The organism is Candidatus Ulvibacter alkanivorans, from assembly GCF_003333325.1.
Taxonomy (GTDB): Bacteria; Bacteroidota; Bacteroidia; order Flavobacteriales; family Flavobacteriaceae; genus Ulvibacter_A; species Ulvibacter_A alkanivorans.
On record NZ_QOLC01000096.1, the window covers coordinates 72,057 to 95,032 of the forward strand.

General features: G+C 40.5%; 23 protein-coding genes. 13 read left to right on the forward strand and 10 right to left on the reverse strand.

The annotated features are described in order from the left end of the window. Positions 1–123: 123 nt before the first annotated feature. Together DWA30_RS10455 and DWA30_RS13335 are read left to right on the forward strand one after the other, a co-directional pair. Positions 124–1,026 (forward strand): histone deacetylase family protein, encoded by a 903-nt coding sequence (locus DWA30_RS10455; protein ID WP_114492484.1) that lies wholly within the window; start codon positions 124–126, stop codon positions 1,024–1,026. Further along, on the forward strand, positions 1,026–1,202 hold the full coding sequence (locus tag DWA30_RS13335; protein ID WP_168421766.1) for a hypothetical protein: 177 nt from the start codon (positions 1,026–1,028) through the stop codon (positions 1,200–1,202). The genes DWA30_RS10455 and DWA30_RS13335 overlap by 1 nt, the downstream gene beginning before the upstream one ends. Before the next feature lie 50 nt (positions 1,203–1,252). Here DWA30_RS13335 and DWA30_RS10460 read toward each other — a convergent pair whose 3' ends face one another. After that, a complete protein-coding gene (locus tag DWA30_RS10460; protein ID WP_114492485.1) occupies positions 1,253–1,588 on the reverse strand; it encodes a single-stranded DNA-binding protein in 336 nt (111 codons plus the stop codon). Between the two features lie 236 nt (positions 1,589–1,824). On the opposite strand from DWA30_RS10460, the gene DWA30_RS10465 reads away from it, so the two are divergent. Both DWA30_RS10465 and acs read left to right on the forward strand, forming a co-directional pair. Next, entirely contained in the window at positions 1,825–2,202 is a 378-nt protein-coding gene (locus DWA30_RS10465; RefSeq protein ID WP_114492486.1) for a VOC family protein, read from the forward strand. A gap of 8 nt (positions 2,203–2,210) precedes the next feature. Beyond that, positions 2,211–4,121 carry an acetate--CoA ligase gene (gene acs / locus DWA30_RS10470; protein WP_114492487.1) on the forward strand — a complete coding sequence of 637 codons (1,911 nt, stop codon included), beginning with the start codon at positions 2,211–2,213 and terminating at the stop codon, positions 4,119–4,121. Positions 4,122–4,146: 25 nt separating this feature from the next. Here acs and DWA30_RS10475 read toward each other — a convergent pair whose 3' ends face one another. From DWA30_RS10475 to gdhA, 4 genes are all read right to left on the reverse strand, one after another. Beyond that, positions 4,147–6,552, reverse strand: a complete 2,406-nt coding sequence (locus tag DWA30_RS10475) for a TonB-dependent receptor (RefSeq protein ID WP_114492488.1) — start codon at positions 6,550–6,552, stop codon at positions 4,147–4,149. A gap of 2 nt (positions 6,553–6,554) precedes the next feature. Continuing rightward, on the reverse strand, positions 6,555–7,274 hold the full coding sequence (gene recO / locus DWA30_RS10480) for a DNA repair protein RecO (protein ID WP_114492489.1): 720 nt from the start codon (positions 7,272–7,274) through the stop codon (positions 6,555–6,557). Next, positions 7,274–9,568, reverse strand: a complete 2,295-nt coding sequence (gene porZ, locus DWA30_RS10485) for a type IX secretion system anionic LPS delivery protein PorZ (protein WP_114492490.1) — start codon at positions 9,566–9,568, stop codon at positions 7,274–7,276. Before porZ ends, recO begins: the two co-directional genes overlap by 1 nt. 109 nt (positions 9,569–9,677) lie before the next feature. Next, a complete protein-coding gene (gdhA, locus tag DWA30_RS10490; protein WP_114492491.1) occupies positions 9,678–11,021 on the reverse strand; it encodes an NADP-specific glutamate dehydrogenase in 1,344 nt (447 codons plus the stop codon). Between the two features lie 167 nt (positions 11,022–11,188). Between gdhA and DWA30_RS10495 the strand changes: the two genes are divergently transcribed. Further along, positions 11,189–11,989, forward strand: a complete 801-nt coding sequence (locus DWA30_RS10495) for a THC0290_0291 family protein (protein WP_114492492.1) — start codon at positions 11,189–11,191, stop codon at positions 11,987–11,989. Between the two features lie 77 nt (positions 11,990–12,066). Here DWA30_RS10495 and DWA30_RS10500 read toward each other — a convergent pair whose 3' ends face one another. Further along, complete coding sequence (locus DWA30_RS10500; protein WP_114492493.1) at positions 12,067–13,209, reverse strand: cystathionine gamma-synthase; 1,143 nt, start codon at positions 13,207–13,209, stop codon at positions 12,067–12,069. Positions 13,210–13,281: 72 nt separating this feature from the next. Between DWA30_RS10500 and DWA30_RS10505 the strand changes: the two genes are divergently transcribed. The 3 genes from DWA30_RS10505 (at position 13,282) to DWA30_RS10515 (ending at position 15,395) form a co-directional block, all read left to right on the forward strand. Continuing rightward, on the forward strand, positions 13,282–14,043 hold the full coding sequence (locus tag DWA30_RS10505; protein ID WP_114492494.1) for a DUF3298 and DUF4163 domain-containing protein: 762 nt from the start codon (positions 13,282–13,284) through the stop codon (positions 14,041–14,043). Between the two features lie 79 nt (positions 14,044–14,122). Next, entirely contained in the window at positions 14,123–14,476 is a 354-nt protein-coding gene (locus DWA30_RS10510) for an arsenate reductase family protein (RefSeq protein ID WP_114492495.1), read from the forward strand. Positions 14,477–14,480: 4 nt separating this feature from the next. Continuing rightward, positions 14,481–15,395, forward strand: a complete 915-nt coding sequence (locus tag DWA30_RS10515) for a DMT family transporter (protein WP_114492496.1) — start codon at positions 14,481–14,483, stop codon at positions 15,393–15,395. Positions 15,396–15,428: 33 nt separating this feature from the next. On the opposite strand, the gene DWA30_RS10520 is transcribed toward DWA30_RS10515, so the two are convergent. Genes DWA30_RS10520 through DWA30_RS10530 form a run of 3 tightly spaced genes read right to left on the reverse strand, consistent with a single transcriptional unit; the run spans position 15,429 to position 17,408 of the window. Further along, positions 15,429–15,917, reverse strand: coding sequence for an acyl-CoA thioesterase (locus DWA30_RS10520; protein WP_114492497.1), 489 nt, complete (start codon positions 15,915–15,917; stop codon positions 15,429–15,431). Then, positions 15,908–16,777, reverse strand: coding sequence for an alpha/beta fold hydrolase (locus tag DWA30_RS10525; protein WP_114492498.1), 870 nt, complete (start codon positions 16,775–16,777; stop codon positions 15,908–15,910). The genes DWA30_RS10520 and DWA30_RS10525 overlap by 10 nt, the downstream gene beginning before the upstream one ends. 40 nt (positions 16,778–16,817) lie before the next feature. Further along, complete coding sequence (locus DWA30_RS10530) at positions 16,818–17,408, reverse strand: TetR/AcrR family transcriptional regulator (RefSeq protein ID WP_114492499.1); 591 nt, start codon at positions 17,406–17,408, stop codon at positions 16,818–16,820. 127 nt (positions 17,409–17,535) lie between these two features. Here DWA30_RS10530 and DWA30_RS10535 point away from each other — a divergent pair, with 127 nt between their 5' ends. The 4 genes from DWA30_RS10535 (at position 17,536) to nadD (ending at position 20,693) form a co-directional block, all read left to right on the forward strand. Continuing rightward, positions 17,536–18,495, forward strand: a complete 960-nt coding sequence (locus DWA30_RS10535) for a YheT family hydrolase (protein ID WP_114492500.1) — start codon at positions 17,536–17,538, stop codon at positions 18,493–18,495. Between the two features lie 157 nt (positions 18,496–18,652). Next, complete coding sequence (locus DWA30_RS10540; RefSeq protein WP_114492501.1) at positions 18,653–19,510, forward strand: YicC/YloC family endoribonuclease; 858 nt, start codon at positions 18,653–18,655, stop codon at positions 19,508–19,510. Further along, a complete protein-coding gene (gene gmk / locus DWA30_RS10545) occupies positions 19,510–20,106 on the forward strand; it encodes a guanylate kinase (protein WP_114492502.1) in 597 nt (198 codons plus the stop codon). The genes DWA30_RS10540 and gmk overlap by 1 nt, the downstream gene beginning before the upstream one ends. Beyond that, a complete protein-coding gene (gene nadD, locus DWA30_RS10550) occupies positions 20,103–20,693 on the forward strand; it encodes a nicotinate (nicotinamide) nucleotide adenylyltransferase (protein ID WP_114492503.1) in 591 nt (196 codons plus the stop codon). The genes gmk and nadD overlap by 4 nt, the downstream gene beginning before the upstream one ends. A gap of 94 nt (positions 20,694–20,787) precedes the next feature. Here the strand turns inward: nadD and DWA30_RS10555 are convergent, their stop codons facing one another. Continuing rightward, on the reverse strand, positions 20,788–21,705 hold the full coding sequence (locus tag DWA30_RS10555; protein WP_114492510.1) for a nicotinic acid mononucleotide adenyltransferase: 918 nt from the start codon (positions 21,703–21,705) through the stop codon (positions 20,788–20,790). 125 nt (positions 21,706–21,830) lie between these two features. Here DWA30_RS10555 and DWA30_RS10560 point away from each other — a divergent pair, with 125 nt between their 5' ends. Next, complete coding sequence (locus tag DWA30_RS10560) at positions 21,831–22,835, forward strand: NAD(P)H-dependent glycerol-3-phosphate dehydrogenase (protein WP_114492504.1); 1,005 nt, start codon at positions 21,831–21,833, stop codon at positions 22,833–22,835. Positions 22,836–22,976: the final 141 nt, after the last annotated feature.

Sequence of the window (22,976 nt, forward strand, 5' to 3'; positions counted from 1 at the left end):
AGTGGTCTAGAAAAGATCTTAATTTGGTATACTTCGGAAGGAACTTGTGTGAGTACTTTAGTAGTTGGTTATAAAGAATGTCCGATTTATAATAAACTAAGCGCCTTCACCTAATTTTATATTGTGCTTAAAGTTGCCTATCATCCCATATTTAAACACAATTTGCCATTGGGGCATCGATTCCCAATGTCTAAATACGAACTGCTTTACCGGCAATTGCTGCATGAAGGTAGCTGTACGCTTGAAAATTTCTTTACCCCGGAAGATCCAACCGATGCATATATCTTAGCCGTCCATACGCAAGAATATGTTACAGCGCTTCGCGAACTTTCACTGTCTAAAAGTGAAATTAGGAAAATAGGCTTTCCTCTTTCTGAAAAATTAGTTGAGCGTGAGCACCGTATTACGCAAGGTACTATTGTTGGTTGCGATTATGCGCTGCAAAATGGGATCGCAATGAACACCGCGGGTGGAACCCATCATGCCTACACCGATCACGGAGAAGCTTTTTGCTTGTTCAACGACCAAGCTATTGGCGCGAAATATTTGCAACTGGAGGGTAAGGCTAAGAAAATATTGATGGTCGACTTAGATGTTCATCAAGGAAATGGTACTGCCCAGATATTTAAGGACGATCCCTCGGTATTTACATTTTCCATGCATGGTGCCGGTAATTATCCGTTTAGAAAAGAACAAAGCGATCTAGATATCGCGGTTCCCGACGGAAGCAATGATGATGCCTACTTATCGTTGTTGTATAAAACGCTTCCGAAGTTAATAGATAAAGAGCAACCCGATTTTATTTTCTATTTAAGCGGAGTTGATATTTTGGAAACCGACAAATTAGGAAAATTAAGTTGCTCGATAGCCGGATGCAAGGAACGAGATCGTTTTGCCTTACAACAGTTTAAGGATGCCGGAATACCGGTGCAAGTAAGTATGGGAGGTGGATATTCGCCTGAGATCAAAACGATCATTGAAGCACATGCCAATACCTTTCGATTGGCGCAAGAAATTTATTTTTAATGGGAGACAAAAAGAAAAAAGGTCTTAAAAAAGAATGCTGTGAAAAGTATCGCAAAAAAGGCGAACACAAGCGATGCAAACGTTGTCCTTGTTTCGATCTCCCTAAAGCGGTACGAGAACAGCGTTGGGAAACACTCGGATTAGAATTAAGTGCTGATAAATCAACTAAGTCATAAATAAAATATCCCCGCCGTAGCAGGGATATTTTTTATAGGGAGTAAGGTAATTATTTACCTCCAAGCATGAGCAGTTCGTTACATACGATCTCGGTCACGTATCGTTTCTGCCCTTCTTTGTCTTCGTAACTTCTTGAAGTTAGCTTTCCTTCGATCGCCACTTCTTTTCCTTTGGTCACGTAGGTCTCGATTATATCTGCGGTCTTCCCCCATGCCACTACATTGTGCCATTGTGTGTCTGTGACACGTTCACCCTGTTGGTTCTTGTAGCTGTCGTTAGTAGCGACACTAAATTTTGCAAGTTTCTTTCCGGAGTCTAAATTAATGATCTCCGGGTCATTTCCTAAGTTTCCAATCAACTGTACTTTGTTTCTAAGCGTGTTCATAATTTCTAAATTTTAATGTTAAACAGTTAAGATATATTGAACCACCATGATTCAACGGTACAAACATAGAACAGGCTTCAATTACGAGTCGGTTGTTACCTACTTACTTTCGTTTATAGTTGTTTACAATCGTTTGTAATTGTTTGTTTTCGTCTAATAAAATTCGCTTACCGTAGCCAAACCGGGTCACTGCCTATGTTTCAGAAATTAATTATCTTAGGGCAAGCCTTATATCAATGTCATCACCAAATGAACAATTTTCTCATGCGACCACCATCCTTTTGGTTTCAAACATGAACACTTCTCTCGAATTTTATACGAAGCAACTCGAGTTTAAGTGTACGTTTAGTTGGATGGATCCTATCACATATGCCGTTCTAAAAAGAGATGGTGTTAGTATTCATCTATCGCTTTCAGAAACTACAATCAAGAAACTACAAGTTCATCCGGCTATTTCGATCTTTGTTCACGATGTTGATGCGGTTTACAACGCCTTCCGCACTAAAAACGTTGAAATTTATACCCCCATAGGCGACAGAGCATATAAGATGCGAGACTTTGATGTGTTGGACCCTGACGGATATATGCTTACCTTCGGAAAGGGAATTAATTAACTTTTATCATGAAGTATTACCACTTACAAAACCATGAAGATTATAAGGCCGCCTATAAGGCGTCGATCGAATCACCGGAAGCATTTTGGGAACAGATCGCATCCACTCATTTTGTGTGGAAAAAAAAGTGGGATTCCGTGTTAAACTGGGACTTCACAAAACCGGAAGTAAAATGGTTTGAAGGCGCCAAACTGAATATCACCGAAAACTGTATCGATCGTCATTTAGAACAACGTGCTAATAAGACCGCCATCCTTTTTGAACCTAACGAGCCTAACGAGCCGGCCCAACATATTTCTTATACTGAATTGCATGAACGGGTATGTAAGTTTGCAAACGTACTGCTGCAACAAGGCATAAAAAAAGGTGATCGCGTGTGTTTGTATTTGCCCATGATCCCCGAATTGGCGGTTTCCGTTTTAGCTTGTGCGCGTATCGGAGCAGTACATTCTGTAGTGTTCGCAGGCTTTTCAGCAAAAGCATTAGCAACCCGAATCAATGATTGTGATTGCAAATTAGTGATTACAAGTGACGGAGCTTTCCGAGGAAATAAAACAATACATCTTAAAGAGATCGTAGATAACGCCTTAGAATCCTGCCCCAATGTTCATAAAGTTTTAGTAGCTAAGCGTACCCAATCCCATGTGCATTTGAAACAGGGTCGTGATTTCTGGCTGCAACCCTTGCTCGACCAAGCAAGCAAAGACTGCGCGGCTGTTTCTATGAATGCCGAAGATCCCTTATTCATACTATACACTTCCGGCTCTACCGGGATCCCCAAAGGCATGGTACATACCACGGCCGGGTATATGGTATATACCGCTTATACATTTAAAAATGTATTTCAATATACCGAAGATGATGTGTATTGGTGTACTGCCGATATAGGCTGGATTACAGGACATAGTTACATTGTTTATGGCCCATTAGCAAATGGAGCAACGACCGTACTCTTTGAGGGAGTCCCTTCTTATCCTGATTACGGTCGATTTTGGCAACTGGTGGAAAAACACCAAGTCACACAATTTTATACTGCTCCTACCGCTATTCGTGCTCTCGCCAAAGAGGATATAGCTCATGTAACCCAAAACGATCTTTCTTCTTTAAAAGTGTTAGGAACGGTTGGAGAGCCTATAAATGAAGAGGCCTGGCATTGGTACAATGAACATATCGGCAACAAAAACTGTCCAATAGTCGATACTTGGTGGCAAACCGAAACCGGTGGCATTATGATAAGTCCGATACCCAACAGTACCAAACGTATTATTCCCACTTTTGCTACCCTACCTTTGCCGGGCATACAACCGGTATTAATGAACGAAGAAGGCGAGGTGATGAGCGACAGTCCTGCCAGTGGAAAGCTCTGTATTGCATTTCCGTGGCCGGGTATGGCACGAACTATTTGGGGAAATCATGAACGCTATAAGGCTACGTATTTTTCAACCTTTAAAAATCATTATTTTACAGGAGATGGCGCATTTCGGAATAAAGCGGGCTACTACAGGATCACAGGGCGAGTGGACGATGTAATCATAGTCTCGGGACACAATTTAGGCACGGCTCCCATTGAAGACGCGATCGATGAACACCCGGATGTGACCGAGAGTGCAGTTGTAGGCGTTCCGCACGATATTAAGGGTAATGCATTGTACGGATTTGTATCATTAAAAAACAAAGCGAAATCTGAGGAAACCCTAGAAAAAGAAATTAATGAACTGATCACCCAACATGTTGGGCCCATAGCAAAATTGCAAACCATTCAATTTACCGATGGATTGCCTAAAACACGCAGCGGAAAGATCATGCGACGCATACTTCGGAAGATTGCGCAAGGCACCACAGACGATCTAGGCGATATTAGCACCTTATTAAATCCGGAAGTAGTAGCAGCTATTAAAGAAAACGCCAAGCGTTCTTAGTATTGCTTCGGAAAAAGCTCGGTTCTTAGAGTTTGTAGTGTGCCGAAAGGATCAAATTAGTTCCCGGCGCAGCAATCCCTGAAGCATACGGACGATAACGCTGATTCGTTATATTCTCTAAGACACCAGTAACTTTCAAGTCATCGGTAATTTCGTATTGTGCACCAAAATTTAAAGTATACCAACTTGGAGAAAAAGGATTTCCATTTTCATCTCTTGCATACAAAAAATCGTTGTTTTGCTGGCTAGGCGCCAGATCTTCAAAATCGAATTGCCCGTTGTACTCGGCGAAGGCATCTAGTTTCCATTTATTTTTGGTGAAAGTAAGGTGTGTATTACCGAATTGAGGCGCTGCATGACGAATTGGATTTTGGATGCCGGCATCGTCCTCTTCGAAACCATCGGTAATATTATACTGTGAGGTAAGTTGAAGAGCGTTCGTAAAATTCACTTCCAGCCCCGCTTCAAATCCGTATACCTCAGCCATCGCGGCATTCTGAATCGCTTGTACATTACTCGGTTCTCCTTGATATTCGATCACCGATTGACCGCCAATTGAGAAATCACGTCGCACCAATGCGTCTTCTAATTGGGTCATATAGGTGGCAACTTCTAGCTTTACTACATTATTAAAATTTAGTGTAGCAGCTAGTTCGCCATTGTACGCATATTCAGGTTTTAGGTTCGGATTAGGAACAACTACACTGCCCGGTTCGCTGTCGAAGATCTTTCCAACGTCATCTATATTCGGGGCTCTAAAAGCGGTCGAAAAATTAGCTTTTAAGCCTAATATCTCCGAAGGATTCCAAGCCAATCCTGCACTTCCGGTTAGTGCACCTGTATCTATATTCGCTTCGGAAAAAGGAAAATCATAGAAATCGGTATCGAACTGTGCATCGACCATAACGTGATTGTATCTCAGCCCTCCTTGAAATGAAAGGTCATCGGCAATTTTCCATTGTAAACTACTATAAGCCGCTAGCGATTGCCAAGTAGCACCGTCGGGATAACGAGATGCATCTGGCGTAGAGGTATTAGTTGTAATATCGGTTTGTTGTCCTACGCTATTTACTTTGTTGAACACATACTCCAGTCCATAAAAAACGGTAACCGCATTGAATTTCTTCGTAAAATCCCATCCGGCCGAATAGGCATCTACTTGTTCGTCGGTTTCAAATAGAATGGTGTCCCCAAAATCACGGTCATTCCTACTTTCTTTGAAGCGCTGGTAGCTAAGTGTAAGTCTACTTTCGTCGTAGATGCTCGTAGCTTCAGATTTATTTGTTATTTGCAAGTTTCCGCTTAACCATTCTTGAGGGCCGTAAAACCACTCGGCCGATCGAAGCATTCCATCTCTACGTCTTATAAGTCGGTCGTAACGCGGGTAATCACTTGTGGTGGTATAGAACAAGCCTAAGTTAAAATCCCAATGGTCTGACGGCATAAACCGAATTTTCTGCATGGTATTGATCTGATTATAACCTGTAGGCACTTGTACTCTTGGGTCATCATTTTCAACGACCATATCTTGACCGTTCTCTGTTACCACATACTCCGGACGCAAATAATCATCCGGGCCGTATTTCCCCATTTTTAGATCATCAAAATCGCTGTAACTCACACTGGTTAGAAACGCCCACTCTTTCATTCCGATATTAAAATCGATATGACCTGTCTTTTCATTATTTGCTGTTGCATAGCGTCCAATCGCATTTCCGGAAAAACTCATTCCTTCATCAAAAGAAAAGCTAGGTTTTTTCGTATAGAAGTTCATTACACCCCCAACGGCATCACTTCCGTAGACGACAGATCCCGGACCTAGAATCACTTCGGTTCTATCGATTGCAAATGGATCGATAGAAATCACGTTCTGAACATTTCCTCCACGAAAAATAGCCGTATTAAATCGTACGCCATCTATGGTGATCAATAGTCGATTGGTAGAAAAACCTCGAATTAACGGACTACCACCTCCCAATTGACTTTTTTGAACATAGACCTGGCCGCTGGTTTCAAGTAAATCGGCTGCGGTTTGCGGATTTGAAAAGCTGATATCTTCGCTCGTGACACTCTCTATTTGCTGCGGAATATCACGTTTGTTCTGCCCGAACTTTGAAACCGATAACACGATCTCATCTAAGGTAGAGGCATTTGTTTCTAAATATACTGTGCTTCCCGAAGCTAGGATAGCACTTTTGGTAAAGCTATCGGTAAGATGTGAAATATGTTGAAAAGTGATTAGTTCATCTGCCTCGAAACTTGAAATATCTACAAAGCCGTCAAAATCGGTTACTCCGGTTTTAGTTTGATCTGAATTATAGACAGCCACACCCGAAATTGGAAGGTCGGTCTCTTTATCTAATACTTGGATTTTTTGGGCGGTTGCGGTGAGTGAAAGTAAAACAAATAGCAGCAGTAGCGGTATTCTCATTTCTAGTTGAATAGTTGATTAAGCACCAAAAGCGACCTTGGTTTTTTGTAGCCCTGCAAATGTAATTGATAATACACTAAGAGCAAATTCAAAGTATGCTTTCGTTCAGATTTGGTTAATTTTATTTGCGGTAAACTATCAAAATCTATGCCGAAAAGCCCTTTAAATACAGCAACGGCCGGACCTTTTTCGCAATAAAGACCTGAATCTGTTTCTTGAAAGTTTCCTTCGGAAAGGTTAAAGTATGGAGCATCAATATTGGAGGCATCGGGATAGCAACCAAGATAGGCTGAAAGCTTCAGAAGAAAAAGAAGATGGAAATTAGCCACCTGTTCGTGATTATCAAGCCAATAAAAGGATTGTGCTAAATAGTGAAATAGTGGCGGATTAGCTTCTTCTTCTTGAATGGCGTTCTTAAGCATTTCAGAAAGAAACAAAACTATGGCGCTTTTTACCACATGGGTGTGTAGTGATCTATACGGCTGTGCGATCTTTGCCTCCTTAATCCTTTCTAAAGTACCTTTATCCTTGTGTACCGCAACTATTTCAAGTTGGGTCAATGGTTGAAAATAAGAAGTTTTGAGTGCCCCTTTCTTAGACTTTAAAACCCCGCGCAGTAAGTAGCTTTTAAGTCCGTAGCCCTCCGTATAACAACTAACAATAAGATCGGCTTCGGCATATTTAATAGCAGAAAGAACAATAGCTTTGGTAGTTACGACCATTAGCGCACTATCATGATTTTAGAAACCTTGGTCTCAAGAGCATCATCGGTTGTGATCAACACCATATACACTCCCGAACGTACTTTATAGCGTCCAAAAGCCGTTGTGTCCCAAAGTACACTTCCACCTTCGCTGGTTTCTTCGAAGACCAAATTGCCTTCTATATCGGTGATTTTAACATTGGCATTCGCTGTAAGGCCGTCAATCGTCACATTCCCTTCAAAGCCGGGGCGTACCGGATTTGGAAAGGCGTACACTTCTTCGAGATTGTCACGAGGTGCCGTTGAACTACCCTCAAAAGCAACGATCCCATTATCGGTAGCAAAATACACTGTACCGGAAATATCGTCGATGGCGATGTCTAGTACAACGTCTGTGGGAAGGGGCGAATTATCTTTAGTAAATCGCAGCAACGTTTCTTGTCCGTTTGGTGAAACATAGAAGACCCCGGATGATCCTGTGGCGATCCATTTATTATTACTTCCATCGACTTCGATATCGGTAATGGCTATATCGAATAAGAATTCTTGCGGAATACCATCCTCTAGAATAATAATTTCCTGTGATTCGGTATTCGCATTTTCTTCAAAGAAGCCTCCTACATTAAAAAACACTCGCACCCCTTGTAACGTTCCTATCCACAATCGATTATTATTGTCGAACGTTAAAGCACTAACATTGCTCGTGGGTAGGTTCCCGTTTCCTACGTCGTTACCAATCTTGTTGAATTTATTGTTTGTTGGGTTGTAACCTATGACCCCACTTCCTACGGCAGCAAAGAACACATATCCTTCTCTGCTTACACTAAGATCACCGAGTGCTAATAAGGTTTCGGCATCGTCTTCAATAGGAGTAATATCAACAGCTTGAAACTGACCTCCGGAAGTTAATCTAATAAGTCCTCTATCTCTACGAGATTGCACAAACCAAAGATCCCCTTCACGATTGAATTCGGCACCGTATATTCGAACACCTTCTCTATCTCCATTATTTGCGAAGGTCTCTACCAACACATTATTACTGTTATTCTGATTAAATAAAACCTCGGGGGTTTGATCGTTTATCTTGAGCAAACCTTCGCCGTAGGACGACAGATACACCTCTGTTGGATCGTTCGGGTTAATCACGACATTTACAAGATCGGTGGCGCCAAAAAGGGCGTCAAAAGGAATGTTCGTCCAAGTTTCATCTCTAAAATTGCTAATCCCTCTACTTTTCCGAGGAAATGGGTCGAAAACAGCGTCCACATCTCCAAAGGCGGTCCATAATTGACCATTTTCAAAATCCATGGCAAAGGCCTGATTTAAAATAGGACCATTTGGGAGTAATTGTTCGGCTTGATTAGATCCAAACGGCACTTCGAGCATTCCTTTTTCTTCGGTACCTAAGTAAAAAACAGAATTGAATACATATCCTGCTTGTAATTTAAAATCGAATTCAGGAAGGGATGTTACACTAGCGACCTGATTAAATGCTTCATCATAGGCATTAATAAAATCGGTTGTTGTAATGGTTAATACGTTCTCTTGAACACCAAAATCTACTATTGGGCTAGAAAGATTCCCAACGGTCACAAATCCGGAGCCTGGTGTGAAACGGAAAATACGATCGTCTGATCGAGCGATATAGACCTCATCACCAATCGCCTGAATCCCAATATAATTTCCATTTGCCAGTGTATTCCATTGCTCAAAATCAATAAGATTATCGTTTTCCACCAACGCACGTCTTACGCCTCCGTTTGAAGATGAAGCATAAATAAAAGGTGGCTTTACAGTGGTTTGAGTAATATCTATTTGTGCGCCCAGATCGCCTATAAAATAGGTGTCGCCAAATTCGAGTGCAGACAGATCGTATACTGAAATACCAAATTGAGCTGCGATGTAAAGATTACCGTTGTATTCGTAGAAGTGATTAATTCGTTTTCGATCCGGTGGAATGGTTGGTTTATCTAGTATATCGACTACCGTAAGTATATTTTCTTCTCCATCTAGAACAATATCAATTAATCCATTTTCGTATCCAATCACCAACAAATTAAAATCTTCGCTATAATATACCGTAGAGATCATTTCACCCGAAAGTCCGTTAATGGTCGATAGGGTCTCTAAATCTTTGGAAGTAAGGTCGTAGGTAAATACAGAGTTTTCTGCACCTGCATATACTTTACCGTTCCCTTGTGAGATACTTTTAACTGAAACATACGAAAAGTGGCCAACCCAGCTATCTTCAAAATTTTGAGCATGCAATGAAACGGTTAGTAGGCAAACTAACAAATAAAGAATCTGCTTCATATTAGGTAGCTAATTTCATGTATTATAACATCCGAAAATAGGAATTATTGCAAAAATGAGAAAGGTTGCCTTTTAAGGCAACCTTTTCGCTACAATAATTTAAAAAAGTTTATACAACTCCTTGAGCGAGCATAGCATCGGCCACTTTTACAAAGCCTGCTACGTTAGCTCCTTTTACATAGTCTACATAACCATCACCATCCTTGCCGTATTGCACACATGCTGCGTGAATATCGTTCATGATTCCGTGAAGTTTTTCGTCTACTTCTTTGGCGGTCCAGTTTAATCGCAATGAGTTTTGTGACATTTCTAAACCTGAAGTTGCAACGCCACCAGCATTTGAGGCTTTCCCGGGCGAGAACAAGATCTTCGCCTCTTGGAAGACTGCGATTGCTTCCGGTGTACAAGGCATATTAGCACCTTCTCCAACACAGAAACATCCATTATCGACTAACGTCTTGGCTTCTTCTTCATTTAGCTCGTTCTGAGTCGCACATGGTAATGCGATATCACATTTTACGCTCCACGGGCGGTCTCCCTCATGATAAGAAGCTCCCGGATATTTATCGACATATTCTTTAATTCGCCCCCGCTTTACGTTCTTCAATTCCATCACGAACGCAAGTTTCTCGGTATTTATTCCATCTTTATCATAGATATACCCAGACGAATCTGAGAAGGTCACTACTTTACCACCAAACTCTAGTGCTTTTTCGGCTGCGTATTGTGCTACGTTCCCCGAACCAGAAATAACTACGGTCTTTCCTTTAAAGCTTTCCCCACGAGTTTCTAACATGTTCTTGGCAAAGTATACGTTCCCATATCCTGTTGCCTCAGGTCGAATTAGTGAGCCACCATAAGAAAGTCCTTTCCCTGTAAGAACTCCTGTAAATTCATTTCGCAAGCGCTTATACTGGCCAAACATATACCCAATTTCTCTTCCTCCAACACCAATATCACCAGCCGGCACATCGGTATTTGGACCAATATGGCGTTCTAATTCGGTCATAAAGCTCTGACAAAAACGCATTACTTCAGCATCACTTTTCCCTTTTGGGTTGAAATCACTTCCGCCTTTTCCACCGCCCATAGGTAACGTAGTAAGACTGTTCTTAAAAGTTTGCTCAAAGCCCAAGAATTTTAATATGCTCAAGTTCACGGATGGATGAAAGCGAAGCCCTCCTTTATAAGGTCCTATCGCTGAGTTGAACTCAACTCGATATCCTCTGTTAACCTGTATCTCCCCTGCATCATCGGTCCAAGGCACACGGAATAAAATAGAACGCTCCGGTTCAACCATACGCTCTAACAATTTTTTATTTTGGTATTTTTCGTTCTTCTCTATAAATGGAATGACCGTTTCTGCAACTTCGGTTACTGCCTGGATGAATTCCGGCTCATTCGGATTGGATTGCTCAACGGTTGAAATGAAGTCTTTTATGCTTTGTTTCATGTAGAAATACTTTATTGAAATCGTTATTGTTAACTAGGGAACAAATATAAGTACAATCTAAAAATTGGATGCTAATTTTTTATTAAATAGCTAAATATTACTATTATATTTCACTGTTTCATATGTTTTTATATATTTGTTACGTCTCAATCTAAACCTAAACTACAATGAATACCAGGATATTGCTAGTGGTATTTTTCTTCCTAGTATATGCAAAACAGGAAGTTTATAGCCAGTTTGGCTTCTCTCACGAGCTTGGTGTTATCACAGGTCCCGTCACTTTTTATTCAGATTACGGACAAAGAAATAATTTTGAGACCAACATTAATAATGTAGGCTACGGTATTGGTATCGTGCACTATATTAACTTCTCATATCGTGCCGATTGTAACTGTTATACTCGAGACACCTATTTTAACGACCACTTCAAAATTCGAAACGAAATAGATTATCACAAGACCAATTTTGAACATTTTGGAAAGTGGGTCGATCCCGATCGAACATCCTTAACAGCCGATCAGCTTAGAGCGATGATGGGCTCAACAACCGTGCTGGACATTGGATCTCAATTAGAGTATTTCCCTTTGAGTATTCGTGACTTTGCCGCACGCCCGGGAAGCGTTGCGCCATTTATTAGTTTGGGAGTACATTGGGTAAATTTCGATCCTGAAGCTTCAAGTGATCTTGGTGCACTGAACACGCCTATAACCACCCCTCCAAAATATTTTAACGCATTCCAACAAGAAGGAGACTCAACGTGGTCTGTCGTAGGAAGCGTTGGTGTTCGCTATAAATTGAGTCCGGTGAGTGATCTTATGTTAGACAGCAGATGGCAGTATTACTTTTCGAACTGGGTAGATGGTTTAAATCCGTCATTCGATAATAACGGAGTTGTAGAAGTCCCAGAGAACAAAGCAAACGACTGGATCTATTGGGTGAACGTTGGGTATATATTCTATATCGATTAACAATCCTTACTTTTTTCATGACAAAAGCCTCTTAAGTTAAGTACTTTTGGAGGCTTTACTTTTTTAGTACAATTCGATTATCCTATTGCTTGTTTAAGGTCATTAATTAGGTCGTCTACGTCTTCAATACCCACACTTAATCGAATAAGTGCATCTACAACGCCCGTTTTTTCTCTTTCTTCCTTCGGAATGCTCGCATGTGTCATGCTCGCTGGGTGCCCCGCTAAACTTTCTACACCACCTAAACTTTCAGCTAAGGTGAACACCTTTAAATTTTCAACAATTCGTATTGCCTCGTCATAATCGTTGCCTTTGGTAACAAAGGAGATCATTCCACCAAAATCATTCATTTGGTCCTTGGCAATTGTATGATTAGGATGATCTTCTAAACCGGGCCAGTAGACATTCTCGATCTTAGGGTGATGTAGTAGAAACTTTGCAATCTTTTCGCCGTTCTCACAATGGCGTTGCATTCTAATATGTAGTGTTTTTAAACCCCGTAGTACCAAGAAGCTGTCTTGTGGTCCGCAGACTGCTCCACTCGCATTTTGGATGAAATAGAGTTTCTCAGCAAGCGCATCGTCATTAACAACTAATGCGCCCATCACCACATCGCTATGGCCACCAAGGTATTTGGTGGCGCTATGCATTACTATATCCGCTCCAAGATCAAGCGGTTGTTGTAAATAAGGCGTAGCAAAGGTGTTGTCGACTGCCAATAAAACACCCGTATCTCTGGCAGCCTTGGCTGCTGCTTTAATATCGATAATGTTCATCATTGGATTGGTAGGTGTTTCTACCCAGATCAATTTGGTCTTGCCATTCACATAATCTGCGATTTTAGTTGCGTTTTCCATCCCAATAAAATGAAACTTAATGCCAAATCCTTCAAAGATCTTAGTAAAAAGCCGGTACGTACCTCCATACAGATCACTGGTTGAGATCACTTCATCACCCGGTTTTAATAGCTTGATCACCGCATCGATGGCTGCAAGTCCACTAGCAAATGCCAAACCGTGTTTCCCGTTTTCTATACTCGCTAAGGCGCGTTCTAGAGCAGCACGAGTGGGATTTCCACTTCGGGAATATTCGAATCCTTTATGTCCGCCCGGGGTACTTTGCGAATAGGTACTTGTTTGATAAATGGGAGGCATAACCGACCCATATGCCGGATCAATATCATGCTGGCCGCCGTGAATTGTTTTCGTATTAAATTTCATAGGAATTTAGAATTTCAACAACAAAATTAACCGTTTCCTTCTGTATCAGAAATTCTGTCGTACTTTTAACGAATGAATAACAACATTTATCCTTTACTCTTTCTTTTTATCACACTAATTAGCTGTGAAAATGAGGAGGTTATCTCTTTTTCTTCGGAAAGCATAACCGAGACTTCCCTTGAGAGTTGTGGGTCTGATCCCTGCCCCGAGATCACCATTAATTATGTGAAAGTAGCCGGCGAATCCTCCGCTGTAAGAAACATCAACACAAAAATTGAACGCTTTATAGTTGAGTCGCTATATCTGGGAGATGACACATCAGAAATTGCAGGGGCATCCATCACAGAAGCCATGCAACTTTTCGTAGCAATGAATCGCGCCGACAGTGCTGAATTCACTGAAATACAATCTGCGTATTTTGCAGAAGTATCGGTAGACGAACTATACGTTTCTAATGAGTTGATCTGTTTTCAATTGCGCAATTATATATTTGCAGGCGGTGCCCATGGCTTCGGAAGTGTTTCATTTCTTAATATCGACCCTGCAACCGGAAACGACTTACCTTCCGAAAAAATAATAACAGACAAGGAAGCATTTAGTAAGTTAGTGGAACAACGCTTTCGAAAAGAATTTGATATTCCTTCCGAAGCACCCATCAATTCCACAGGGTTTTGGTTCGAAAATGACACTTTCCATCTTCCCAAAACAATAGGCTTTACAAACGACACTGTCATCCTTCGATACAACCAATATGAGATCGCCAGCTATGCGGCGGGACCTATCGAAATTGAGATTCCACTGCAACAATTAGCTCCCTTTTTAACCATTAACTAAGTGCTTTTCAGAAAAATTTATGACGCTTTCTTATTAAAATACGGTTACTTTGCAATGACTATCCTTAAAAAGTGTTGAGATGAAAAAAGTCTATTACTTAAGCAGCTGCGATACTTGTAAACGTATACTTGATGAGCTTTCGTTACCTCAGGCATTTATAACCCAAGACATTAAAACAGAAGGAATTACGGCAGAAGAATTAGAGGAGATGTTCGAATTGGCGGGAAGCTATGAAGCCTTATTTAGTCGAAGAGCACGCTTGTACAACGAGCGAAATTTAAAAGAGGCCACGTTGTTGGATGAAGATTATAGAAATCTGATCCTAGAACATTACACCTTCTTAAAACGCCCTGTCATTATTAATAACGACAAAATCTTTATAGGTAACAGCAAAAAAACCATAGCCGCTGCCAAAGCATCCTTAAACGAATAAACGAATGAATTTACGGGTACTTGCCTTACTGGCGGCATTTGCGGCTAGTGCTATTTATGGTGTAAATCACACCATCGCCAAAGGGCTCATGCCCGAAGTGATACAGCCTTATGGCTTTATCATGCTTCGCGTAACCGGTGCGGCTGTTCTATTTTGGATCATTAGTTTGTTCTTTCCTTCCGAAAAAATAGCTTCTAAAGATTGGCTGCGTGTTATTGGTTGTGCCTTCTTCGGAATGGTGCTAAACATGCTAATGTTCTTTAAAGGGCTCAGCCTTTCCACACCCATCAATAGTTCGGTAGTGATCACACTTGCACCTGTATTATTGCTCATTTTATCAGCCATATTTCTAAAAGAGCGCATTACTTGGTTGAAGAGCGTAGGGATTGGTCTCGGACTCGTAGGCGCATTGCTTTTAATTCTTTTCGGACTCAAAACACAGCCGAACGCACCAAATATTCCATTAGGCAATGTATTATTTATCGTAAATGCAGCCTCCTACTCTATTTACCTAATTATGGTAAAACCACTGGTTTCCAAGTACAGTTCCATCACCTTGATGAAGTTCTTTTTTCTATTTGCCGTATTCATGAACTTACCTATTGGTTACACCGAATTTATGGATGTTGCTTGGACCAGCTTATCTTTTGAATCTATCTGGAAGTTGGCGTTCGTAGTAGTTGGCACCACCGTTCTTACCTACCTTTTTAACATTTATGCCTTAAAACAACTAAGCCCTTCTACCATAGGGGCGTTTATTTATTTACAACCTTTATTGGCAGCATTCTTTGCCATCCTTATGGGAGCAGACACCTTAACTCCGCTACGTGTACTTGCCGCATTACTCATCTTCACCGGGGTGTTCTTATCCACACGAAAAAAGAAGCAAGGTGTTATTGCATCAGAAAAGAGCAACTAAACTTGGTTGCTTGATTGTATGATAAATTTGTAACTAGTAAGTCATCAAATCGAGATCTTTGGGACGTACATCAAATTTTCGGGTATCCTCTTTGGTCAATACGTGAAAATCGTCTGTTTTATCTAATCGCTCTAGACTCGCCAGCAACTCGTCCGGCAATCCGCGAAGTTTTCGTTCCTTAAGGTCGATCCACCCACCCATCATTTCACAACGAGCCAAGTTTCTTCCATTGGCATCGAAAAAGTTGTGTACGAATGAAAAATACATGCCGTCTTCCGAAAGTCCTTTTAGCTCTAAAGAGACATTAATTGGTTTTCCAGGAAATACTTCTTTGAAGTAAAATATATGTTCATAAAACACAACGGGGCCTAGGTCGTATTCCACCATTTTTTTCTGTCCAAATCCATTCTCCATCATATAGCTTAATCGCGTATGACTCATAAAATTTAGATAGGCCGAATTCGCAAGATGTCTGTTCGCATCCAGATCGTTCCAACGTACTTCAAATTCTTTTATATACATAATGTCGTTTCTTTTTTAACTGTGTTTACTTCTTTTTGAATAAATGCTATGACCGAATCTATGGTTTCGGGTTCTTTTAGATTGTGATCTTGTCCCGTGGTATAAAAGGCTTGAATGTTTTCTTTTCCCTCTACAGCCTGTTTAATAGGTTCCACCGGAGTAATACGATCGCTTAATTCATGAATTACCAAGACCGGTTTTTTTGTCTTCTGAAAGAAATTTGCCATACTGATCGCTTCGACCTTTACTTTTAAAATTTCGTTGGCCTTGATCGTCAAATTTTGAATAGACCGAGAAGAAAGTTGAAGCATTTGCTTGAAATAGTCTAGAATAGCGTTCATGTCTGCGGGAGCTCCCATCATGACATAGTTGTTAATAGGCACGTCTTCGTTTTCAAGAAACGTATAGGCGCCCACCAAGCTTCCTAACGAATGACAAATAAGTGTATCTATTTTACCGGCGTTATTTATTACTTCGGAAACTGCCTTGCGATACATTTCAAGGTGCAATGTCTTACCACTAGAGAGTCCGTGCCCGGGAGCATCTATGGTATAGATGGTAAATTCTGAAAGATCTAATTGATCTATATAAGGTTTCCATCGATACGAATAGCTCATCCAACCGTGCAAGAACAATAACTGTTTGCTTCCCGTGCCCCATTTGTGAACCGCCACCCGAGTATCCTCGATCGTGACATAGGTAGTCGTAGCAGCATCGAAAAACACATGCCCTTGTGATGAAACGGCAGTTCGATTTACCTTACACAGCAATTTGAACGCCTTCGATCTATGGTATTTAGGAAATAGAACGGCTGCCGTGTTCAAGTAACTACCTAATAATTTAAATACGATCTTTTTCATATTATATGGTACCAATTGGTATCTAATGTTTTAAAAATTTTTAAATGGTAATTGTTGCAATGGTATTGCGCAGATGTGAAATACAATTTTTTATAGCTGCATCGGTTCCTTCGAGTTTGCTCATCATGATACCGCCTTCAAGTGTTGCGACAACGACAGTACAATAAAAATCAACGTCAACTGTTGGCTTTACTTGCCCAAAATCGATCCCGTTTTGAATAAGTGTCGCAACACCCATTTTTAATTCTCCAAGCATATTGAAGGCTTGCATTCGCAACAACGGATTTGCGTCATCGCCTTCAACGGCTGCATTTAACAAAGGACAACCACCTTCATACAAAGAGGTATTTAAGTTTTTTTCAAAAAAAGAAAAAATAGCTTCAAACTTTTGCTCGAAAGTTGGCGCATTTCGAATTGCCATTCTAATTTCTTGGAACATGAGTTTTGACAATTCCCGTAAAGCCTGTTGCTCTAGGTCTTGCTTACTCTCAAAATGACGATAGATCGCACCTTTGGTCAAGCCGGTCGCCTTGGTGATATCACTAATAGAAGTTGCTTTATACCCTTGAGTATTAAATAAATTGGCACTTTCTAGCAATATCGTTTGTCGTGTTGCAGTCGCATTTCGCATGGCACAAAGATACCGATTGGTATCTTAAACACAAAATGCAATAACAAATATTTAGGATTTGTTCGATCGCACCGCAGCGATTCACTGGATTTGGCTACTTTTACGGCTTAAATTCGCACTGACAGCTATGCCCATCATTTCGTCTTCGTATCGCGCCAAAGGATTCTTTAAGAATGGGCACTTTTCGACAATCTATTCTGCTAAACTAAGGCCCAGTCCAAGTTTAGCGCAAGAACGCGAACGACTTACACTTCCCGATGGTGACTTTTTAGATATTGATTGGTCGTTCTTTTCTTCGGAAACCGATCGAGTTGCGATCTTGTTACACGGTCTAGAAGGGAATGCGCAACGTACTTATATGAAAGGACAAGCAGCACTACTGAAAAAGAAGGGTTGGGATGTAGCTGCCGTAAATTACAGGGGTTGTAGTGGTACCCTCAATAAGGTATATCCCTCATACAATGCTGGACGAACCGACGATCTGGAGGTGGTGATCCAGCATATCCTTCAAAAGGATCGATATCGCAATTTGGCGTTGGTTGGTTTTAGCTTGGGTGGAAATTTATTGATCAAATATCTGGGGGAACGCCAAACCCTTCCGAAGGAATTAAAAAAAGCGGTCGCCATATCTACCCCGTTAGACCTACAAGGGTCATTAGAACAATTAAGTCAGTTCTATAACTGGGTGTACCGCACTTCATTTTTATATAATTTGAAGAAGAAATATAAGGCTAAAATGTTGCAATTTCCTGAAAAAATGAGTGTTTCACAGCTAAAGGAAATAAACAGCCTATTAGCTTTTGACAATATATACACCGCACCTGCCCACGGATTTGAAAATGCCGAGGATTACTATAAGAAGAACAGTAGTGGTCAATTCTTACCACATGTAAACATTCCGGTCTTACTCATGAACGCGCGAAACGACACTTTTCTTTCTCCTAATTGCTACCCAACCACTTTTGCGGCCACGTCTAAATACTTGTTCTTGGAACAACCTGAGCACGGTGGTCACGTGGGATTCCACCAATCTAACAAACGCTACTACAGCGAAATTAGAACCTGTGAATTCCTAGCAGAACAATAGATTAAAAAAGGTTTCGATCAAGCTCATTTACAATTCTATTGTCGCATGAGCCACTTCCCTTACAAAACGGAAAAACACAAGCAAGCTACCCTAAATTTATTACCTTTGCAACTTCATATACTGCACAGTAAACCGCAGTATTATTAAAACAGCGCTTATGATTCAATCCATGACCGGATACGGAAAATCTGTATTTCAGCTTCCGAATAAAAAAATTACGGTAGAAATAAAATCGCTTAACAGCAAAAATCTCGATCTAAATGTTCGGGTGCCGTCTGCTTATCGCGAAAAGGAATTGGATCTTCGGAAAAAAATTGCCGCCTCGTTAACACGCGGGAAAGTAGACTTTAATCTATATGTAGAGCTTACCGGGGAGGCCACAAGCACCCAAGTAAACGAATCGGTGGTGTTGCAATATATGAAGCAATTGGCACGAATTAACGACGGTGATCCTATTGAACTTATGAAAATGGCGATAAAGATGCCGGACGCACTTACTACCGAGCGTGATGAGATCGATGAATCTGAATTTAATAGTATCCTGAGTGCAGTAGAAGAAGCATTGGACTCCATAAATACCTACCGAACCGACGAAGGCAAGTCTTTAGAAAATGATTTTCTTATGCGGGGAGAGAATATCGCTTCTTTATTAGATCGCGTGATGGAACTGGATCAAGAACGCATAGCCAATGTCAAAGAACGGCTTAGGCGCGCGATTGGCGAGCTAAAAGAAACCGTTGACGAGAATCGATTTGAACAGGAATTGATCTATTATTTAGAAAAATACGACATCACCGAAGAGCAAGTACGTCTTAAGACCCATTTGGATTATTTTTCTGAAGCCTTACAGTCAAAAACGTCTAATGGAAAAAAGCTGGGATTTATTTCTCAGGAAATTGGACGAGAGATTAATACGATTGGAAGCAAGGCCAACTATGCCCCTATGCAGCAATTGGTCGTACAAATGAAAGATGAACTGGAAAAAATTAAAGAACAAGCCCTAAACGTATTATAATGAGTGGAGGAAAGCTACTAGTGTTCTCGGCACCTTCCGGTAGTGGAAAAACTACTATTGTAAGGCATCTGCTTCAGCAAGAAGATCTAAATCTGGAATTTTCGGTGTCGGCTACCTCACGAGCCCCTAGAGGTGATGAAAAACATGGTGAGAATTATTATTTTATCTCACTAAAAGACTTTAAACAGCACATAAAGCAGGGGGATTTTTTGGAGTGGGAAGAGGTTTATCGCGATAATTTCTACGGAACCCTAAAAAAAGAAGTAGAACGAATTTGGGCGAATGGCAAGAACGTGATCTTCGATATAGATGTGGTTGGCGGACTCCGGATCAAGAAAAAATATCCAGATCGTACATTGGCGGTATTTGTAAAACCGCCTAGTGTAGATGAATTAAAACGTCGGCTGAAGAAAAGAAAGACCGAAAGTGAAGAGCGCATTAATATGCGTATTGCAAAAGCTTCAGTAGAACTGGCTACGGCCCCACAATTTGATGTGATCATCGAGAATATTGATCTGCAAGTTGCATTGCAAAAATCACACGACCTTGTTTCAGAATTTATTCAAGACAAATTACAATTGGACGAAGAAGAATGACTTCAGCAAAAAAAATAGGCTTGTATTTTGGTACATTTAATCCCATACACATAGGGCACCTCACAATTGCCAATTACATGGTAGAGTTTAGCGATCTAGACGAAGTCTGGTTAGTGGTTACACCCCATAATCCACACAAAAAGAAACGTACGTTGTTGGATGACACGCATCGTTTGGCCATGGTACGGATTGCGTTGGAAGACTACCCAAAATTAAAGGCCAGCAATATTGAATTTAGCTTACCACAACCCAATTATACGGTGAACACCTTGGCGCATCTTGAAGAAAAATATCCAGATCACAGCTTTTGCCTTATCATGGGAGAAGACAACCTAAAGAGCCTTCATAAATGGAAGAACTATGACGTGATCTTAGAACGTTATTCCATCTATGTGTATCCAAGAATTTCTGAAGGCACTTCAGCTCCACAATTTGCAGACCACCCTAAGATTACAAAAGTAAACGCACCTATTATGGAATTATCTTCAACCTTTATACGCAAGGCAATAGGTGACGGTAAGAATATCAAACCAATGTTGCCACACCATGTGTGGAAATATCTTGATGAAATGAACTTCTACAAATAAAAACCGCCCCGCTAATCTTTACGAACAGCGAGACGGCCTCAACTAAATAACCAACCAAAAAAATTGTTCTGAACCGTTTACGGCTCTTTATTTCTTAGAATTTACTAATCTTCTTCATTTGCTTTGCGATCGCTTCTTTTGAAAGTCGAAGCTTTCCATCGCTATTTTTATACTGAATATATCCTCTGCCTTTAAAGCGGTATAAAGTACCCGAAGATTCATGTAAAAACTCTATAGTGTTATCATTAACAACGTTCAATTCGAAATATTCATTGCCTAAATAATCGTAATCTAGTGTTAAATATTTTAAATAACGGTTACCCGGCACATCGTCAACATTATAGATCCCGGTATAGTCCCAATAAATGTTATTGATATCTGTTCCGTTTGGATCTTGCGAACTTTGAAAGTTACCCTCTCCGCCACCTGGTAAAAAGGCGACATAGTTCTCATTATCGAATTCATTTAAGGTTCCATAATCGCTGGTAAACACCTTCTCCCAAGTAATATATTCTTGTAAGAAATAATGGATGTTATCATAAAAAAGTGCCTCGTAATCGAAAGTACTTCGTTGATATCCAACGAGCACATACGAAATGTTCAATCCCGGATGGTACAGTCTAACTTCATTATCGCTTAATTGTGTAACATCGAACGAGTGAAATCCATCGATGTCGTGTGAAATATCTAAAATAAAATCGAAGGTCTCATAATATCCCACATCTATTCCATATCCGTACCCTTGATCTCCAATGCCAACCAAGTTATTGTTGGCGTGTACCGTACCATTCCTAAATGACAATGTAAAGGCCTTTTGCATAAATGGGATATAGCTGTTGCCGGTAGAGCGATCAATATCTACATACCAAAGTTCATAGCTGCTCATGAGTTGTCCGAGTGTTAAACTAGGTGTTGGATCGACGTATTCTTCTTCGATAATCACTTCGGAATAACAAGAAGTAAAAAGCATGGCGATTAAGCTAAACCCGGTAAGTAATTTGATCGTTTTCATAATTCCTCGTTTTATATTTTCAATAAGCAGAATTCCAAAAGGCATGCCAAAATCGTACTGAGCTGTTTTGCAGCTTTATACAATCAGTTTTAATTGTGTATTTTTGGGATCAATTACTTGTATCCATGAATGAATCTCCAAAATTTGCTGTTTTTGGCGGCGGAAGCTGGGCTACTGCTATCGTAAAAATGCTATGCGAAAATAGAGACGAAGTAGGATGGTACATGCGTAGCACGTATGCCTTAGAACATATCAAGAAAGAAGATCACAATCCAAATTATTTAAGTTCGGTAGAGTTTAAAGTGTCTAAATTAAAGTTGAGCAACGATATTAATGAAATGGTTGCGTACGCAGACTATTTGATTTTTGTTATTCCGTCTGCCTTTTTACATAGTGAACTTGAAAAGCTTACCGTTCCGTTAGAAGGGAAGGTTATATTCTCCGCTATTAAGGGTATTGTGCCTGAAAGCAGTCTAATTGTAGGCGATCATTTCTTTACCCATCATAATATCCCTTTCAAAGATATTGGGGTGATTACTGGACCCTGTCATGCCGAAGAAGTCGCATTAGAACGACTTTCTTACCTTACCATAGCGTGTGCAGATGAGGAAAAGGCCAAGTGTGTTGCTCAACAATTGAGTAGTGATTATATAAAATGTACTACCAGCGACGATATTATAGGTGCCGAATATGCCGCAGTTCTTAAGAACATTTATGCAATAGCGGCCGGAATTGCACATGGATTAGGATATGGTGATAATTTTCAAAGTGTGTTAATGAGCAATGCGATTCGTGAAATGAAACGATACGTTAAGAAGGTTCATAAAATGAAACGCGACATAAACGATTCTGCCTATTTGGGCGATTTACTAGTAACAGGATATTCTATTTTTAGTCGCAATCGAATGTTCGGAAATATGATAGGAAAAGGATATACAGTAAAGAGTGCACAAATGGAAATGAGCATGATCGCCGAAGGATATTATGCCACCAAAAGTGCCTACGAGCTCAATCAAGCGAAAGGAAAGAAAAAAGCGAAAACTCCTATTATAAACGCTGTCTATTCCATCCTCTATCAACATAAGGAACCGAAAAAGGTTTTCAAGAAATTGACTGAAAAACTTAGCTAATTTTCTTCTTTTCTTCGGAAAAAGTGATCATTTCGTCGTGATTTTGATGAAAATCGCACCCTTTTTGCTGAATTCGACTACTTTTCTCTGATGTAATTTTCTGAAAATAACAAAGTTAGCTCCTACTGCCTTTGTCTTAAC